Source organism: Spiroplasma endosymbiont of Panorpa germanica, assembly GCF_964019765.1.
Classification (GTDB): domain Bacteria; phylum Bacillota_I; class Bacilli_A; order Mycoplasmatales; family Mycoplasmataceae; genus Spiroplasma_B.
This window is the reverse complement of sequence record NZ_OZ026461.1, coordinates 334,715-351,175: the sequence shown is the minus strand read 5'-3', so window position 1 is coordinate 351,175 and position 16,461 is coordinate 334,715. Positions and strand designations below refer to the sequence as shown.

The 16,461-nt window shown below is 33.0% G+C and carries 26 protein-coding genes; all 26 read right to left on the bottom strand.

Features of this window, described 5'->3' with window-relative positions; translation table 4 throughout:
- Positions 1–117: 117 nt before the first annotated feature.
- Positions 118–525 (bottom strand): 30S ribosomal protein S9, encoded by a 408-nt coding sequence (gene rpsI, locus AACK87_RS01650; RefSeq protein WP_338972838.1) that lies wholly within the window; start codon positions 523–525, stop codon positions 118–120.
- Entirely contained in the window at positions 525–983 is a 459-nt protein-coding gene (gene rplM, locus AACK87_RS01645; RefSeq protein WP_338972837.1) for a 50S ribosomal protein L13, read from the bottom strand. The genes rpsI and rplM overlap by 1 nt, the downstream gene beginning before the upstream one ends.
- A 114-nt stretch (positions 984–1,097) precedes the next feature.
- Positions 1,098–1,829, bottom strand: coding sequence for a tRNA pseudouridine(38-40) synthase TruA (truA, locus tag AACK87_RS01640; RefSeq protein WP_338972836.1), 732 nt, complete (start codon positions 1,827–1,829; stop codon positions 1,098–1,100).
- 17 nt (positions 1,830–1,846) lie between these two features.
- Entirely contained in the window at positions 1,847–2,782 is a 936-nt protein-coding gene (locus tag AACK87_RS01635) for an energy-coupling factor transporter transmembrane component T family protein (protein WP_422397190.1), read from the bottom strand.
- A gap of 16 nt (positions 2,783–2,798) precedes the next feature.
- Positions 2,799–3,761: an energy-coupling factor transporter ATPase gene (locus tag AACK87_RS01630; RefSeq protein ID WP_422397197.1), complete on the bottom strand. Its 963-nt coding sequence runs from the start codon at positions 3,759–3,761 to the stop codon at positions 2,799–2,801.
- Positions 3,762–3,802: 41 nt separating this feature from the next.
- A complete protein-coding gene (locus AACK87_RS01625; protein WP_338972834.1) occupies positions 3,803–5,002 on the bottom strand; it encodes an energy-coupling factor transporter ATPase in 1,200 nt (399 codons plus the stop codon).
- A 146-nt stretch (positions 5,003–5,148) separates the two neighbouring features.
- Positions 5,149–5,700, bottom strand: a complete 552-nt coding sequence (locus tag AACK87_RS01620; protein ID WP_338972833.1) for a hypothetical protein — start codon at positions 5,698–5,700, stop codon at positions 5,149–5,151.
- Between the two features lie 59 nt (positions 5,701–5,759).
- Positions 5,760–6,119, bottom strand: coding sequence for a 50S ribosomal protein L17 (rplQ, locus tag AACK87_RS01615; RefSeq protein WP_338972832.1), 360 nt, complete (start codon positions 6,117–6,119; stop codon positions 5,760–5,762).
- A gap of 13 nt (positions 6,120–6,132) precedes the next feature.
- Complete coding sequence (locus tag AACK87_RS01610; RefSeq protein WP_338972831.1) at positions 6,133–7,086, bottom strand: DNA-directed RNA polymerase subunit alpha; 954 nt, start codon at positions 7,084–7,086, stop codon at positions 6,133–6,135.
- A 1-nt stretch (position 7,087) separates the two neighbouring features.
- Positions 7,088–7,480, bottom strand: coding sequence for a 30S ribosomal protein S11 (gene rpsK, locus AACK87_RS01605; protein WP_115557947.1), 393 nt, complete (start codon positions 7,478–7,480; stop codon positions 7,088–7,090).
- Between the two features lie 19 nt (positions 7,481–7,499).
- Positions 7,500–7,865, bottom strand: coding sequence for a 30S ribosomal protein S13 (gene rpsM, locus AACK87_RS01600; RefSeq protein ID WP_338972830.1), 366 nt, complete (start codon positions 7,863–7,865; stop codon positions 7,500–7,502).
- Between the two features lie 24 nt (positions 7,866–7,889).
- Complete coding sequence (gene rpmJ, locus AACK87_RS01595; RefSeq protein WP_115557945.1) at positions 7,890–8,003, bottom strand: 50S ribosomal protein L36; 114 nt, start codon at positions 8,001–8,003, stop codon at positions 7,890–7,892.
- Positions 8,004–8,036: 33 nt separating this feature from the next.
- Positions 8,037–8,258 (bottom strand): translation initiation factor IF-1, encoded by a 222-nt coding sequence (gene infA, locus AACK87_RS01590; RefSeq protein ID WP_115557944.1) that lies wholly within the window; start codon positions 8,256–8,258, stop codon positions 8,037–8,039.
- A gap of 11 nt (positions 8,259–8,269) precedes the next feature.
- On the bottom strand, positions 8,270–9,025 hold the full coding sequence (map, locus tag AACK87_RS01585) for a type I methionyl aminopeptidase (RefSeq protein ID WP_338972829.1): 756 nt from the start codon (positions 9,023–9,025) through the stop codon (positions 8,270–8,272).
- A complete protein-coding gene (locus tag AACK87_RS01580; RefSeq protein WP_338972828.1) occupies positions 9,025–9,669 on the bottom strand; it encodes an adenylate kinase in 645 nt (214 codons plus the stop codon). The genes map and AACK87_RS01580 overlap by 1 nt, the downstream gene beginning before the upstream one ends.
- A gap of 9 nt (positions 9,670–9,678) precedes the next feature.
- Positions 9,679–11,112: a preprotein translocase subunit SecY gene (gene secY, locus AACK87_RS01575; protein ID WP_338972827.1), complete on the bottom strand. Its 1,434-nt coding sequence runs from the start codon at positions 11,110–11,112 to the stop codon at positions 9,679–9,681.
- Positions 11,113–11,550 carry a 50S ribosomal protein L15 gene (gene rplO / locus AACK87_RS01570; protein ID WP_338972826.1) on the bottom strand — a complete coding sequence of 146 codons (438 nt, stop codon included), beginning with the start codon at positions 11,548–11,550 and terminating at the stop codon, positions 11,113–11,115.
- 18 nt (positions 11,551–11,568) lie between these two features.
- On the bottom strand, positions 11,569–12,282 hold the full coding sequence (rpsE, locus tag AACK87_RS01565; protein ID WP_422397189.1) for a 30S ribosomal protein S5: 714 nt from the start codon (positions 12,280–12,282) through the stop codon (positions 11,569–11,571).
- 19 nt (positions 12,283–12,301) lie between these two features.
- Complete coding sequence (rplR, locus tag AACK87_RS01560) at positions 12,302–12,652, bottom strand: 50S ribosomal protein L18 (RefSeq protein WP_338972825.1); 351 nt, start codon at positions 12,650–12,652, stop codon at positions 12,302–12,304.
- Positions 12,653–12,668: 16 nt separating this feature from the next.
- Complete coding sequence (gene rplF, locus AACK87_RS01555) at positions 12,669–13,211, bottom strand: 50S ribosomal protein L6 (RefSeq protein WP_338972824.1); 543 nt, start codon at positions 13,209–13,211, stop codon at positions 12,669–12,671.
- A 16-nt stretch (positions 13,212–13,227) separates the two neighbouring features.
- Positions 13,228–13,617 carry a 30S ribosomal protein S8 gene (gene rpsH / locus AACK87_RS01550; protein WP_338972823.1) on the bottom strand — a complete coding sequence of 130 codons (390 nt, stop codon included), beginning with the start codon at positions 13,615–13,617 and terminating at the stop codon, positions 13,228–13,230.
- 27 nt (positions 13,618–13,644) lie between these two features.
- On the bottom strand, positions 13,645–13,830 hold the full coding sequence (locus AACK87_RS01545; RefSeq protein WP_115557936.1) for a type Z 30S ribosomal protein S14: 186 nt from the start codon (positions 13,828–13,830) through the stop codon (positions 13,645–13,647).
- A gap of 12 nt (positions 13,831–13,842) precedes the next feature.
- The gene (gene rplE, locus AACK87_RS01540; RefSeq protein ID WP_338972822.1) at positions 13,843–14,397 is read right to left on the bottom strand and encodes a 50S ribosomal protein L5; all 555 of its coding nucleotides are present in this window, start codon (positions 14,395–14,397) and stop codon (positions 13,843–13,845) included.
- Positions 14,398–14,408: 11 nt separating this feature from the next.
- Entirely contained in the window at positions 14,409–14,726 is a 318-nt protein-coding gene (gene rplX, locus AACK87_RS01535) for a 50S ribosomal protein L24 (protein WP_338972821.1), read from the bottom strand.
- Positions 14,727–14,738: 12 nt separating this feature from the next.
- Positions 14,739–15,107 (bottom strand): 50S ribosomal protein L14, encoded by a 369-nt coding sequence (gene rplN / locus AACK87_RS01530; protein ID WP_338972820.1) that lies wholly within the window; start codon positions 15,105–15,107, stop codon positions 14,739–14,741.
- A 34-nt stretch (positions 15,108–15,141) separates the two neighbouring features.
- Positions 15,142–15,402 (bottom strand): 30S ribosomal protein S17, encoded by a 261-nt coding sequence (gene rpsQ / locus AACK87_RS01525; RefSeq protein ID WP_338973131.1) that lies wholly within the window; start codon positions 15,400–15,402, stop codon positions 15,142–15,144.
- Between the last annotated feature and the right edge of the window lie 1,059 nt (positions 15,403–16,461).

The window sequence follows — 16,461 nt, the reverse complement described above, 5'->3', positions numbered from 1 at the left end:
AGTAGTAATAATTTTCTCGCCTGATATTTATAAATCTATTATAATTGATTTTCTCAAAATTGATACTCTTTTAGGCATTTTTGCGAAAAAAAAACACTCAAAAGTGTTTCATGAATCTTAACGTTTTGAGTATTGTGGGGCACGGCGAGCACCATAAAGCCCGTATTGTTTACGTAATTTAACTCTCGCATCACGGGTTAGTAATCCTAAACCACGTAATTGAGGTTTGTAATCAACACTGGCTTCTAATAGCGCACGTGCGATACCTAATCTAGCAGCTCCAGCTTGACCTGTAAATCCTCCACCATTAACTTTAATTTTAATGTCGAAGTCTTTTTTGGTTCCTGTAGCTTCTAAAGGTTGCTCCATATCTTGAACTAAAGTTGCATAAGGGAAAAAGTCCAATGCTTTCTTACCATTTACAATAATTTCGCCATTACCTGGAGTTAAAATAACTTGAGCAACTGAAGATTTTCTTCTTCCGGTTCCTCGATACATTGCTGCATCAGATTTTTTTGCTGCCATTATTTCTTATCTCCATTTCTATTTGAATCAATTACAAGTACTTCTGGTTGTTGTGCTTGGTGTGGATGTTCACTTCCAGCATATACATGTAATGCACGGTATTGGTTTGAACCCTGAACATTTTTTGGTAACATTAAACGAATTGCGTGTTCTAAAATCTTAATTGGTTGTAGTTCACGTTGAGTCGCAACGTTACGTCTGCGTAATCCTCCAGGGTGCATTGTATGGTGGTAGTAATTTTTATCAGTTTCTTTTTTCCCTGTAAATCTAACTTTATCAGCGTTAATTATAATAACGTGATCACCGTTGTTAATATGTGGGGTAAAAGTGGGTTTGTGTTTCCCTCTCAATACCATCGCAACTTGAGTAGCTAATCTACCTACAATTGCGTCTTGAGCGTCCACAATATATCATTTTTTAGCAATTTCTGCTGTCTTGATTAGTGTTGTTTGTCTCATGCTTAAATCTCCTTAGACTTGTCCGGGGCTAATGAGTAAGCAATAATATTATATAGTAAATAGAGTAAATTTAAAAGTAAAAAATACTAATTTTAAACTATTATTTGAAGTCTACTAATAGTTTATTTTCACAAGAGTCAGACCTTTGGGTTTAGCGCGATAAGGGATTTTTTTATCTATATCACCTTTTAGTGCCGAAATAACTTTCTGAGCACTTATCTTACCTTCACAAATAGCCAAAATTGTTTGGACAATTGTTCTGATCTGGTATCTGATAAAACCCTTAGCGACAAAATAAATAATAAAACTGTGGTTTGAAACTTCTTCAACCTTAATTTCATCAATTGACCTTATTGTATTAATTTGCAACCTTTCTTCAAGGGATAGTCCTGAAAAAGCAAAAAAATCATGTTTTCCAATAAAAATTTGAGCATTTTTTCTAAGTTCTTCTAAATTTAACTTTTTGTAATCATAGTACAAAAATCAATTTTCATTTAATACATCATACTCACCATTATTAATTTGATATTTGTAAGTTTTTTGAACGGTATTGCGGACATAAAATTTTTCATCCACGGGCTTGATGTCTAAAACCCTAATATCTGCGGGTAAGGCTTTATTTATTCCGGCTGCAAAACCTGTAAGGTTAGGTTCGAAATTAAGTTGCAATCAAACTTTTTGATCTAGAGCGTGTACTTTTGCATCAGTTTTGCTAGCACCAATCGTTCTAAAATCACTACTTTTAATCACACTTTTGATAGCTTTATTTAAGCAACCCTGAATTGTTATCTGCTTGTTTTGAATTACTCAACCTGAATAGTTAGTACCATTGTAGGCTAAACTCAATAAATAACAGTTCTTTTTTACCATCGACTAAAATCTTTGTACAAAATCCCATCGATTCTTGGTATATAGAATTGATTTAATACACTTGAAAAAGCATAAGCGATAACAAACGAAACCACTGTTAATGAAATCAAAAAGATAAAAATATCAACTATTTGAAATTTTACTTGGCGATAACGAGTTCTTTTTGCGTGAGGGTCATATCCTCTTGAATCCATCGCAAAAGCCAAGTCCTCGGCTTTTTGAAACGATGAAACCAATAAAGGTATGATAAGCGATGTCATCCCTTTTACTTTATCTTTGAAATGACCATTTTTAATGTCAATTCCTCGAGATGCTTGGGCTTTCATAATTCTTCCCGCTTCATCAATTAATGTTGGTATCATTCTCAAAGCAATTGAGATAATGGTTGAAAAAATGTAAACCGGAATCCCAATTATTCGCAATGGAAATAATAAATCTTCAATCGCCAAAGTCAACTCTAAAGGTTGGGTTGTTCCAGTTAAAATAGTTGTACAAGTTATCATTAAAAATATTCTTAAAGATAACATTATTGAAGAATAAACTACATATTCACTCAAGTAAATATTTCAAATTCTCAAAGTATAACCATAATCCTTAAAAAGTCCATAACTAAATCCTGCACTTAATTGAGTTCAGTTTGTTAAGATATTGTCTGGATGCATTGATGGTTTTGCTATAAAAATGTTAAATAGGAAAACTACCAAAAACATGAAAATTATGGGTCTTAATAACTTTAATAACATTGAATATTTTAGTTTTGACATTGTGAAAATAGTCATTATCAAAACAATTAAAAAGGTAAAACCTGTGAAACCAACCGGGAAAAATAACGCTGTTATCATTGATAAAATCATAAACAACTTTAAACGGGGATCCATTCGATGAATTACTGAATTATAGGGCATGTATCTACCGAAGACCATTCTCATATATTATTTCTCCAATCTATTTCTTATTTTTTACAAGTTTTAGTTCCTTTGTAAAATCTGCAATTGTACGAATTGGTTTATCTGATAAATCAATCCCAGCATCTGCCAGTTTATGAACTAGTTGATAAATTTTTGGAGGATCAATTTCTATTAACTCTAAAAGTTTTTGATCCCTAAAGATTTCAAATGGTGTTCCCACTTTTATAACTTTTCCTAAATGCATAACAACCACCTCATCAGCTATTTGCAGAACGTGATCCATATTATGCGTAACTAGGACAATTCTTTTTCCTTGTTCTTTGTTTAATTTGTCAAATAATTTAATAAAATCCTCTTCCCCTTGGGGGTCCAAACCACCTGTAGGTTCATCTAAAACTAAAGTGTTTCCATTCATCGCAATAATCCCTGCAATGGCAACTCTTCTTTTCTGACCTCCAGATAAATCAAAAGGACTTCTTTCTAAGTAATCTGCTGGTAAACTTACTAATTCTAGTAGTCTGGGCACGTCACTTATAGCTTCTTTAGTTTGTGATTTACCAACTAAATTTATTGGTCCAAAAGAGATGTCTTTTTCAATAGTTGACTGAAAAAGTTGATACTCAGGAAACTGAAATACTAATCCAATTTCTCTTCGTAACTTTTTAACTTCTTTAATCTTTTTACTATTTGCTAATATTGGATACTCTCCAACCAATACTCTACCAGTTTCAGAAACTAATAGCCCATTTGTTAACTGTATTAGTGTTGATTTACCACTACCGGTTGTACCAATTACAGCGGTAATAATATCCTTTTTAATTGTAATACTAGTTCCGTCAAGAGCTCTGAATTCAAAGGGAGTTTTTTTACCGTAAGTGTATGAGACATTTTCAAAAACAATGTCTTCTTTGAAGTTAAAGTTCCCTTTTTTTGTCTTATTTAATTGTTGAAATTCTTTTTTATATTTAATCTGAATTTCTTTTTCAGATTTTTTATTCATTTTATTTATTTTACTTTCTACTTTACTGCTTTTAACTTGTTTTATTTCTTGCATATTTTTTTCACCAATTCATCTAGATTTTCTGAATCATTTATTTTAAATCCAATTCCATTCAGAGCTTCTTCTACTTGAGCAATAAAGGGGATGTCCAAGTGAATCGATCTTAAAAAATCACGATCCTTTAATATTTCTTTTGGAGTTCCGAATCTGACTAAGCTTCCCGCATTCATAACCATAACTTTATCAGCATTTAAAATTTCGTCCATATCATGAGTAATTGAGAATATAGTTTTTTCTCGAGTATTTTTAAGCTCAACCATTATTTCTTTTACTTCTCTTTTACCCTTTGGATCTAGCATACTAGTTGCTTCATCAAAAATTATTATATCTGGGGAAAGCGCTAAGGCCGAGGCAATGGCAACCCTTTGCTTTTGACCTCCCGAAAGCATTAATGGTTCATGATCTAAGAACTTCTCCATCCTTACCTTTTTAGCTGCATTTTCAATTTTTTCTTGCATTAATTTTGGATCTATACGACGGTTTTCCAAACCAAAGGCAATATCATCTTTAACTGTTGAACCAATAAATTGGTTATCAGGATTTTGGAAAACAATCCCTAAAAACCTACGGATGATATTTAAATTATTGCGAGTAACATGGTTATCAAAAATATACATACTACCGCTAATTGGGGTTAAAACACCAATAATTAATTTACTTAAAGTTGATTTCCCTGAACCATTATGACCAATAATTGCTACGTACTCTCCGTGCTTAATTTTAACACTTACATCCCTAACAACTAATTGAGCTGATTTTGGGTATCGATAGTTTAGATTTTTCAATTCCAAAGCGATTTCGCTTTTTTTTGATAACTCTCCTGATACCCCCCTTTCTCTAATGGCAACTTTTGAAGCTTTAAAAAGTTCTTTTGCTTCAATGAAGTTGTCCTTGGCTTCTTGGTATTCCTGGCTATCACTTGAAAGATTTTTAAATTTTTCTTTGGCTCTTAAATAGTTGTCCCTAAAAATTGGTGTCGTTGCGATTTGTCTGTATGCGATTTGGGCTTGCTTATGAGCTTCAATGTAATGAAGTTTTTCTGCTTTATCAGCTTCTCCATTAACAACTTTAAATTTAATTTCAACATATTCTTGACCAGCTTGAGCTAATTTATCGTTAAATTCATTCAACTTAAGTTTAAAATCATTTAAATCATTTTTATTCAAATAAACTTCTTTCATATTTTCACCTTTCTGGATTTAAACAAAATTTTAGTACCTTATACTAATTATAAATCATATAAGTTGTAATTGCTTAGATATTATTTTAACCTTTAAAATTAATATAATCAAGCATATTATTAATAAACCAGAAAATAATTATAATTTTATTTAAGTTCAGCCTTAAATTTCTGCAAATCTTCTCTTGCATCTTTAATGCTTTGACGTGAGCGTTTTTCAATCTCAATAACAATGCTATCTCAAGGATCGATTTCTGCTGGTTTTTTATTAAAAATCAGATATAACAAAGAAATAATGATTAGGATTGATGAGATTAAAATTAAAGTTGACTCAATGAATAAATGACTTGAATTAGCGTATTCAGTTACTTTTCAGTTGTCAAATTGAGAAACACCATATGCTAGCATACTTATCAAGGGAATTTGGGTTGCTATGATTAAAATCGAGAAAATTAGTGACTGATTATAGTTTCTCTTTTCGACTTGAAAATTTCAAAGAAATAATGGTCCTACGACCGAATAAGGTATAAGTGTTAAAAATAGATAACCGTAAAGAAAGACATAAAATGAACCTTGATCATCGTTTTTGATTAAAACTGGGGCAAAGACTAAAACTAAAAGTAAGTAAATTGACAGTGATGTCGCTGTAACAATTTTTGACGTAAGTTTTAAAGTATTTTTATTCATAGTATCGCTCATTTCTAAAAATTATTATATCAAAAAAAATAACCCTTAATTGGGTTATTTTAAAAATATTTTTAAACTAATTCTATTATTACCATTGGTGCGTTATCGCCTCTTCTGTTATCTAATTTTAAGATACGAGTATATCCACCATTTCTTGTTTTAAAACGTTTTGCTAAGTCATTAAATAATTTTTGCAAAGCAGTTTCTTTTTCGCTTGCATCAATGTCTCTCAATCATGCCGCTGCTTGACGACGGGCATGAAGATCTTGACGTTTACCTAAGGTAACCATCTTATCAAAATGAGTACGTAATTCTTTTGCTCTTGTTTCTGTTATTTCTAATCTTTCTGAAATAATAAGTTCAGTGGTTAGATTTCTCATCAAAGCGACTCTTCAAGCTGTATTTTTACCACGTTTTTGAATATATGACATATAATCTTTCCTCCTAATCCTGTTTAAAGTTTAAAGTTAACTGAGCAACTTTATCCTTAATTTCTTTAAATGATTTGCGTCCTAAATTGCGAATCTCTTGGATTTCATCTTCTGTTCTTGAAACCAAGTCTCTTAGAGTGTTGATTTGAGCTCTTTTTAAACAATTTAAACTTCTTTGAGTAAAGTCTAAATCTTCAATCATTTTATCTAATTCTTTTTCATCGTCGTCATCTGCTTGTCCGATTACTTCTAAAGTTGAAATTTCACTATTTAAATTAACAAATAATTCTAAATGTTCAACCATAACTTTTGAAGCCACAGCAATTGCATCAGCTGCTGAAATTGAACCATTTGTTTCAACTTCAATCTCTAATTTTTCAAGATCGATTGAACGTCCGATTTTAGTTACATCAACTGAGTAGTTTACGTTAACGATTGGAGAATAGTTCGAGTCAATTGTGATTGCATCTGCAACTAATTTCTCTTTTTTATTTTCTTTAAATGAACGATATCCTCGAGAATTTTTTGCAAATAAAATCATTTCCAAACTACCACCATCAGCGATTGTTGCAATATGTAAATCTTTATTTAAAATTTCCACTCCGGCTGGACAAATTATATCCTTTGCAAGAACTTCTCCTACAGTATTTGCTGAAATTTTTAATTCCGCAACTTCTTCGTCTTCAAAAATATTTTCATTTATTGTTAGTACTAAATTTTTAATATTTAAAATAATTCTACTTACATTTTCAACTATCCCATTAATTGAAGTAAATTCATGTGCAGCTCCAACTATTTTTATCGCATAAACACTAGCTCCTGGAGTCGCAGCCAAAAGGGTACGACGCAAAGCGTTACCTAGTGTAATACCAAAACCTCTTTCAAGTGGTTCTACCATAAATTTACCATAAGCTTTACCTTTTTCTTCTTTTAAAAGGTTAAATTCTGGTTTTGTAAATTGTTTCATATTAACCTCTTGGACGTTTTGGTGGACGTACTCCATTATGTGGGATTGGTGTTGTATCTTTAATTGATGTAATTGTTAGCCCAATTGCTTGTAAACTTCTAACTGCAGCATCTCTACCTGGACCAGGACCTTTAACTTCTACTTGAACAGAGTTAACTCCATTGTCCATAGCTCCTTTACCAGCAGCTTCAGCAATCATTTGAGCAGCATAAGGGGTTGATTTTTTACCACCTTTAAATCCTAGTGCACCAGCACTAGATCAAGAAAGTACATTTCCTTTTTCATCTGAAATTGTAACAATTGTATTGTTAAAAGTAGAGTGAATGTGAGCTATCCCTTTTGCAATGTCTTTTTTGACTTTTTTGCGGGTTGTTTTTGATTGTGGTTTTGCCATAATTACGTTCTCCTTCTACCTATTTTTTCTTGTTAGCTACAGTTTTTTTGGGACCTTTTCTGGTACGTGCGTTTTGTTTTGTTGATTGACCTCTAACAGGTAAACCTTTACGGTGACGCATTCCTCTGTAACTTCCGATTTCCATTAATCTTTTGATATTTAAAGCTGTTTCTCTACGTAAATCTCCTTCAGTTTTAATTTCTGAAAGCTGACTTGAAATTTTCTTAATTTGTTCTTCTGTTAAATCCTTAACACGAACGTCTTCGCTAATTTCAGTAGCAGATAAGACTTTTTGTGATGTTGATAAACCTATTCCATAAATATAAGTCAGAGCAATAACTACTCTTTTTTCATTTGGAATTTCTACTCCACTAATACGAGCCATTTTTTATTTCCTTTCTTTCTTATATTAACCTTGTCGTTGTTTATGTTTGGGTTGGCCACAAATAATCATTACACGGCCTTTTCGTCTAATTACACGACATTTATCGCATATTTTCTTGACTGATGATCTTACTTTCATCTTATAACCTCCATAATTTTTGTTTAAATATTACTAACCTTTGTTTCGGTAAGTAATTCTACCACGTGTCATATCATATGGTGAAATTGCAACTGTTACCTTGTCTCCGGGTAAAATGCGGATGTAATTCATTCGGATTTTACCCGACACGTGGGCGTCGATAACAATTTCGTTTTCTAGTTTCACCTTAAATGTTGCGTTTGGCAACACTTCTTGCACAATACCTTCTACTTCTAAAAGATCTTCTTTTGCCATAATTATCTCTCCTAATCTTTAAATAAAGTAAGGATTTCACATCCCTCTTCGGTTACCAAGATAGTATGTTCAAAGTGTGCAGCCATACTATTGTCCGCAGAAATAACTGTTCATTTATCTTTTGCGGTAATTGTTTTGCTAGTGGAAATTTGCACCATTGGTTCGATACAAATAGTCATTCCTGCTTTTAAACGCATTCCTGTATCCATTTTTCCTGTGTTAGGAATTAACGGATCTTCATGCATTGCAGTACCGATTCCATGTCCAGCAAAATCTGTTGGCAATTGAAAACCATTTTGCTCAATAAATTTTTGAACAGTAGCAGAAATGGTTCCGATGCGTACATCGTCTCTCACCTGTTCAATTGCCAATTCTAGTGACTTTCTTGTGTCGTTCACTAATTTTAATTCTAAGTTATTTCTAGGTTCTCCGCAAATTTTTGTCAAAGCCGCATCAGCATGATACCCCTCAAAGACACAACCTGTATCAATTGAAACAATATCACCATCTTTTAAAATGCGGTTTTGTGGAATACCGTGTATTAGTTGTTCATTAACAGATACACAAATATGAGCTGGATAGTCATAATAACCTAGAAAATTGCTTGTACATCCTTTTGAAGTAATAAATTCAATAAAGGCTTTATCTAAATCTAGACAGTTAACTCCTGGTTGTATCATTTCCTCTAACAATTTCAATGCTTGACCTAAAACTTGGCCAGCAATTCTCATTTTTGAAATTTCAAATTCGGATTTAATAGTAACCATTATAGCTCCAACGCCTTTAAAATACTTTCGTTCACTTGTTGAGAGGTTAAATTGTCTGCCTTGATTTTAATTAAATTACCTTTACCTTCATAAAACTCCACTAAGGGTTTAGTTTCTTTTTCATAAGCTTGTAATCTTATTGAAATTTTCTCAGGGCTATCATCTGGACGAGTTATTAAAACTGATTTATCATAATCACAAATTCCCGGCGTTTTTGGAGGTCGATTTTTTACATGAAAACTTCTCTTACATTGAGGACAAATTAATCGTCCCACAAGTCTTTCTAAGAGTTTTTCTTCGTCGACTTCTAATAAAATGACTTTATCAATTTTTGATTGAGATGATTTTAACAAATCATTTAAAACCTCAGCTTGATTAATTGTTCTAGGGTAGCCATCAAAAATTAAACCATCACTGCGATTATTTTTCAAATGATTATCAACCATTTTATTTGTAATATCATCGGGAACTAGTTTTCCTGCATTGATCAATTTACTAGCCTCCACTCCCATTTCGGTTTTATCATTGATATTTTTTCTAAATAAGTCCCCTGTTGAAAGTTGTTCAAAATTATGATCTTGAACCAACTTTTCAGCTTGAGTTCCTTTACCGCTCCCTGGAGCTCCTAATAAAATAATATTCATTTTTTTCTCCTACCAAATGTGATTAATACTTGCGTCTTCGCCTTGTTCTGAAAATTTCTCTTTTTTCTTATCAATAAACGCTTGTTGAATAATTCTTCCCTTAATTTGTTGAATCGTTTGAAGGGATACAGAAATTAAAATAATTAGACCGGTTCCCCCAATCGCCAAGTTACTTGGAAGATTTGTAACTTTTGTAATTAAATAAGGTAACACTGCTACTAGGGCCAAGAAGAATGATCCCAAAATACTTAGCCTATTGATTGTTGCAGAAAGGTATTTTGTTGTATCTTTTCCTGGTTTAATTCCTGGTATAAATGTCCCAGATTTTTGAAAGTTCTCTGAAATTTTTTCAGGATTAATTTGCACTTGAGCATATAGAAATGTGAATAAAATTGTCAGTACTGAATAAATCCCTATTCCTCATCATGTTGAAAACGACAAGAAATTATTTGTAAAATAAACAAAACCACTGTTGGGATTCGAAACTTCGATAATTTGAGAAACAGTCATCGGAGTTGAAATAATTGCTGAAGCAAATATCACGGGGATAACCCCTGCATTATTTACTTTTAGCGGTAAATAAGGGGTATGCTGTTCAGAATCAATTAGTCCAGCTCCAGTTTGTTGAATTGGTACTTTTCTTTCTGCTTCATTCATTAAAACTACAAAGAATATTACCAACAAAAAGGCCAGTATATAAATTAAGTAATATAAAATTCCCTCAAAAAGAATGGTTGCCTCTTCTTTACCATTTACTCAGAATTTGAATGTGTTAATAAAGTTTGCAGGTAAACTAGCTGTTATACCTGTAAATATTATTATTGAAACCCCGTTACCTATACCTCTAGTGGTAATCTGATCAGCAATTCATAACATTAAGAACGTTCCGGCAAGCATTACAGCTGGAACCAGAATGAAGTAAAATCATGCTGGTGCTGTTCCAAGTTCGCTACTAGATCATTTCGGAGAAATCAATCCCTGCTGAACAAGAGTGAAAATTGTAGCAATTCCTTGCATTAAAGCAAACGGAATAGTAAGTAATTTTGTTAAACGATCAAGTTTTTTTCTTCCTCGTTCACCAGATTTATTTCAGCGAGATAAAACCGGAATTACATCAGTTGACAGTAATTGCACAATAATAGAGGCTGTAATGTATGGGGAAACTCCTAAAGCAAGAATTGAGAATCTCCCAATACTTCCTCCTCCAAGAGTTGAAAGTAATTGAAAAAATTCTTGATTATCAATACTTTCTTTAAAATTTGGAGATAATGTTACTCCTGGTACAGTTAATAAGGTTCCAAGTCTAACTAATACAAGTACTATTAAAGTAAAAACAATTCGTTTTACAAGGTCTTTGTTTCTTATAAAGAAATTACCTTTTACGAATTCGTCTTTTACTGTAGTATTTTTTCTTTTAGATTTCTTAATAGACTTAAGAGCCACCTAAATCACCTCTACTGTTCCCCCGCTAGCTTTAATAGCTTCTTCGGCTGATTTTGATATTTTGTTAACTTTTACATTGATTGATTTTGTTATTTTACCATTTCCTAGAACTTTTACCAATGTTTTTTCATTTTTAATCACTTTTTTTTCAATCAATGTTTTGTGATCAACAGATGTTAAACCTAGTTTTTCAATAAGTTCTAAATTTACAATAGCAAACTCTTTACGATTCATGCTTGTAAATCCAATTTTTGGTAATCTTCTGAATAAAGGTGTTTGTCCCCCTTCAAAACCGGGGCGAACTCCTCCTCCAGAACGTGAGTTTTGACCTTTGTGTCCTCTAGTTGAAGTTTTACCTTTCCCAGAAGCCATTCCACGTCCTACTCTAGTAGCATCTTTGTGACTACCTGGAGTGTATTTTAATTCATGTAATTTCATAAATTTAACTTCCTTTCATTAAGCAGTTGCAATTTTTTCAGCAACTGGGTTAGCTTCAACTATTGGAGCTTGTCTTTGTTCAACTTTTGAATTTGAACGCAATCTTGCGATTGATTCAGGGGTTTGCATTGATTTTAAACCTTCAATTGTTGCTCTAATCATATTTATTGGTGTGTTTGATCCAAGTGATTTTGCATAAACATCATGAACTCCGGCTAATTCAATCACAGCTCTTGCAGGTCCCCCGGCAATTACTCCGGTACCTTTTTTAGCAGGCTTGATTAAAACTCTACCAGCTCCATAATGTCCTATAACTTCATGGGGAACTGTTGTTCCTGATAATGAAACTTTAATTAATGATTTTTTAGCTTCTTTTACAGCTTTTTTGATTGCATCTGGAACTTCATTAGCTTTTCCAGTTCCTAAACCAACTCTACCTTTTTTGTCACCAATAACTACTACTGCGGCAAATCTAAAACGACGTCCACCCTTAGTAACTTTTGTAACACGGTTAATTTTAACAACTTTTTCTTCATAAGGGTCTTTTTCTTTTTCAAAACGACGATTATTTTTATCAAAAGGTCTTTTACCATCTTTGTTAAAAGGTTTTTTCTCTCCGTTACCAAATTTGTTACCTGGACGGTTACCTGGTCTTGGAGTAAAAGTTTTTTCAGTTGGTTTTGCAATTTCTGAAGAATTAACTTCGATTACTTTTTTGTCTTCTGTACTCATTTTTCATTTCCTCCATTAATTAAAATTTCATTCCATTTTCTTTTGCTGATTCGGCAAAAGCTTTAACTTTACCATGGAATAAATATCCTCCACGGTCAAACACAACTTCTGATATTTTTTTAGCCTTAGCTTTTTCAGCTAAGTCTTTTCCCACTGCCTTAGCAGCTTCGATGTTATTTTTGTTTTTTAAGTCCATCTTTAATGATGAAGACGATACTAAAGTTACTCCTGCTACGTCATCAATTATTTGAGCATAAAAATTGGTATTTGATTTGAATACATTAAGTCTTGGTTTAGAACTAGTTCCTGAAACCTTTTTACGAACTCTAAAGTGTCGTCTTTTTCTTGCTTCTGTTTTTGTAAATTTCATTCTTTTAATCTACAGCCTACTTACCAGCTGCTTTACCTTCTTTTCTAATAATGTATTCGTCTTTGTATTTAACACCTTTACCTTTGTAAGGTTCTGGTCTTCTATATGCTCTAATATTTGCAGCTACTTCTCCAACCAACTGTTTGTCAATTCCTGAAATTTTAATTTCAGTTGGTTTTGCAATTTCAACTAAAATTCCTTTTGGAATTTCATATTCGATCGGGTGTGAGTAACCAAGTGATAAGTTGATTTTATTACCTGCAAGAGCTGCACGATAACCAACCCCTACAATTTGTAATTCTTTAACAAAACCATTGCTAACTCCTTCAATCATTCCTTGAAGTAATGAATTAGTAGTACCATGCAATTGTTTTGTATGTTTAATTTCATTAGCTCTAATTGTGCTAATTGTGTTGTTTTCTACTTTTATTTCTATTACTGGTGCAAAATTAGCTTTTAATTCTCCTTTTGGACCTTTAACTGTAACATTGTTTCCTGCTTCAACTTTTATTTCAACTCCAGCAGGGATTGATAAAACTCTGTTTCCTATACGTGACATATTTTATTACCCCCTACTATCAAACAAATGCCAAGACTTCTCCACCAATTTTTTGTTGGCGAGCCTCTTTATCTGTCATTATTCCTTTTGAAGTTGAAATTATTGCAATACCTAATCCGTTTAGTACTTGTGGAATTTCTAAAGCTTGTGCGTAAACTCTAAGTCCTGGTTTTGATATTCTTTTTAGTCCTTGGATAACTCTTGATTTACCTTTGTATTTTAAATTGATTGTGATGTTTTTCTTGAAGTCTTCCTCTACTGTGAAACCATCAATGAAACCCTCACGCTTTAAAATGTCAGCTATTTCTAATTTCATTTTGCTACCTGGAATAATCACATCTTTGTGATATCTTTGGTTAGCATTACGAATTCTTGTAAGCATATCTGCTATAACGTCTGTTGTCATTTTTCTTTTTTTCCTTTCAAATACTCTCTATCAAGATGCTTTCTTAATTCCAGGAATTTGACCTTTGTAAGCCAAATCTCTAAAACATAAACGACATAAATTGAATTTTTTTAGAACTGAGTGTGGTCTACCACAATTTCCACATCTAGTGTAAGCACGAACGGCAAATTTTTGCGGACGAGCTTGTTTTACTTTTAATGATTTTTTAGCCATTTCTCCATCCCCCTACTTAACGAAAGGCATTCCCATTTTTTCTAATAATGAGTATGCGTCGGTATTGTTTTTTGCAGTTGTTACCATAGTAATATCCATTCCTCTTACTTTTTTAACTTTATCGTAGTCAATTTCAGGGAAAATGATTTGTTCTTTAATACCTAAAGTGTAGTTTCCAAAACCATCAAAGCTAGTTTTAGATACTCCACGAAAGTCTCTTACACGAGGAAGCGCAACATTGATTAATTTATCTAAGAAATCATACATTTTTCTTCCTCTTAAAGTAACCTTAGTACCAATTGGCATTCCCTCACGTAATTTAAATACAGCAAGAGATTTTTTTGCCTTTGTTACTAATGGTTTTGATCCTGTTATTTGAGTTAATTCGTTTACTGCATCATCAAGTTTTTTAACGTCATGAACAGCATCACCAATTCCCATATTTATTACAATTTTTTCTAATTTTGGTACTTCCATTACTGATTTATATTGTTTTTCCTTAAATAACTCAGGAACAATTTTGTCTTTATATTGTTTTTCTAAACGATTCACATATTTTTCTGCCATAAAAATTCCCTCTATTTAAGCGGCGCTTTTGATTTACGCGCAATTCTAATTTTTTTATCATCAGTAATTTGGTATCCAATTTTTGAAAATGAATTTTTGTTTTTTGGATCAATGATTGCTACATTTGATATATCAACAGCTGCAGGAATTTCTCTAATTCCTCCCTCTGAATCTGTTTGAGTTGGTTTAAAGTGTTTTATTGCAGAAACACCTTCAACATAAACTCTTTTCTTATCTTTTGATAATTTTAATACTGGCCCTTGTTTACCTTTGTGACTTCCGGCGATGACTTTAACAACATCACCTTTAATGATTTTTTGCTTATTCACTACTAAGTCCTCCTATAAAACTTCTGGTGCTAAAGATGCTATTTTAGCAAAACCAGCTTCTTTAACTTCTCGCGCAATTGGGCCAAAAATACGCGTTCCACGAGGGGTTTTATCCTCTTTAATAATTACAGCGGCATTTTCAGAAAATTTGATATAAGTACCATCTTCTCTTCTTAATCCTCTAACTGTTCTTACAATTACAGCTTTAACTACTTGTCCTTTTTTAATTGCTCCACCTGGAGCAGCAGATTTAACAGTAACAACAACTATGTCGCCAATATTTGTAAATTTTCTAACACTTCCACCTAGATTACGAATTACTAAAACTTCTTTTGCGCCTGAATTATCGGCTATTTTTAATCTTGATTCATTTTGGATCATTTTATTTCACTAACCTTTCGAATGTTGTAACTTATTAAGCTACAGCTTTCTCTATAACTCTAACTAATCTGAAGTTTTTAGTAGCAGACAATGGTCTAGTTTCCATTATTTCTACTTTATCACCAATTTTTGCAACTTGGTTTTCATCATGAGCTTTGTATTTTTTAGAATATTTTACACGTTTTTTATATACTGGGTGGTTTTTATAAGTTTCGACAAGAACAGTTATAGTCTTATTCATTTTGTCTGAAACAACTTTACCTTGGTATGTTTTTCTACTATTTCTGTCCATTATCTTTTAACTCCTTTTTTAGCTGCTTCTTGACGTTTTTGAAGACGTTTTTCAGCTGCACGTTTGTTGGCTTCTTCGATTTGTTTTTTTGCTTCTGCTGCATTTGATCCAAATACATAAGTATTTGAATTTTTAGGTTTTGCTTGTAATTTTAATTGAATTCCTTCAACGTTTGAATTTTCCGCCTTACCAATTTCAACTTTTTTAATTGAAACAGGTTCAACTTTTTTAGGTTTTGTAATTGTAGCTGTAGGTTTTTTAATAGATCAAGTATCATCTTGACTTGTTTTTTTAACTTCTGTAGCTTTTGGTTTAGCTTGTGTAGCTTTTGGTTTAGCTTTGGCTTTTTCAGCGTCAGCTTTTGCTTTTGCAGCAGCTTTTTCAGCGTCTGCTTTTGCTTTGGCTTTTTCAGCATCAGCTTTTGCTTTTGCAGCAGCTTTTTCAGCGTCTGCTTTTGCTTTTGCAGCAGCTTTTTCAGCGTCTGCTTTTGCTTTTGCAGCAGCTTTTTCAGCGTCTGCTTTTGCTTTGGCTTTTTCAGCATCGGCTTTAGCTTTTGCAGCAGCTTTTTCAGCTTTTGCTTTTGCTTGTTCTTCTGCTAACTTTTTAGTATCTTCAGCTAATCTCTTAGCTTCAGCATCGGCTAATTCCTTAGCCTTGGCTGCTTCTGCTTTTGCTTTGGCTTTTTCTTCAGCTAATCTCTTAGCTTCTGCTTCTGCTTTGGCTTCAGCGTCGGCTTTTGCTTTAGCGGCAGCTTGTTCTTCAGCTAATCTCTTAGCTTCAGCATCGGCTTTTGCTTTGGCTTCAGCGGCAGCAGCAGCTTTTTCAGCATCGGCTTTTGCTTTAGCGTCAGCTTGTTCTTCTGCTAATCTCTTAGCTTCAGCATCGGCTTTTGCTTTGGCTTCAGCGGCAGCTTTTTCGGCGGCAGCTTGTTCTTCAGCTAATCTCTTAGCCTCAGCATCGGCTTTTGCTTTGGCGGCAGCTTCAGCGGCAGCTTTTTCAGCATCGGCTTTGGCTTTTGCTTCAGCGGCAGCTTTTTCAGCTTCAGATAGTTCTTTTGCTTCA